At 60.2% G+C, this 495-nt stretch carries 2 protein-coding genes; both read right to left on the bottom strand.

The genetic code is table 11. The features are described from left to right. The coding region (locus ACXAFR_RS27530) for an adenine nucleotide alpha hydrolase family protein (protein ID WP_475183420.1) at nucleotides 1–228 on the bottom strand (228 nt) is incomplete at its 3' end. Further along, nucleotides 228–495, bottom strand: a 268-nt coding sequence (locus ACXAFR_RS27525; RefSeq protein WP_475183417.1) for an electron transfer flavoprotein subunit beta/FixA family protein, incomplete at its 5' end; no start/stop codon positions are given. The genes ACXAFR_RS27530 and ACXAFR_RS27525, both read right to left, overlap by 1 nt.

The raw sequence follows: 495 nt of genomic DNA, 5'->3' as shown, positions 1-495 counted from the left end.
CAGCGCCGCCAGATTTTCTGCCAGGCCGTGCTCGTAAGCGGCGTTGTTGGCCGTCAGCACCTTGCTGACACCTGCAACCTGTGCTGCCGCGTCTGCGGCTGCGCCACAGTGGGCTCCCGCGATCAGTACGGTCACGTCAGCGCCCAATTCGGTCGCTGCAGCGATGGTATTTAACGTGGCGCCTTTCAGCGCGGTATTGTCGTGTTCTGCGATAACCAGAATACTCATCAGATCACCTTCGCGTCGTTCTTCAGTTTGTCCACCAGTTCAGCCACATCGGCCACTTTTACACCCGCAGAGCGCTCGGCTGGCGGCTCTACTTTGAGGGTTTTGACTCTCGGGGTGACGTCCACACCCAGCGTCTCTGGTGTGGTGGTGTCCATGGGCTTTTTCTTGGCTTTCATGATATTGGGCAGCGACGCGTAGCGCGGTTCGTTCAGGCGCAGGTCGGTGGTGACGATGGCGGGCAGTGACAGCTCGACCGTCTGCAGGCCG

Source organism: Pseudomaricurvus sp. ABR4_320 (genome assembly GCF_056159445.1).
The sequence above is the reverse complement of the archived record's forward strand: the minus strand, read 5'-3'. Positions and strand labels throughout refer to the sequence as shown.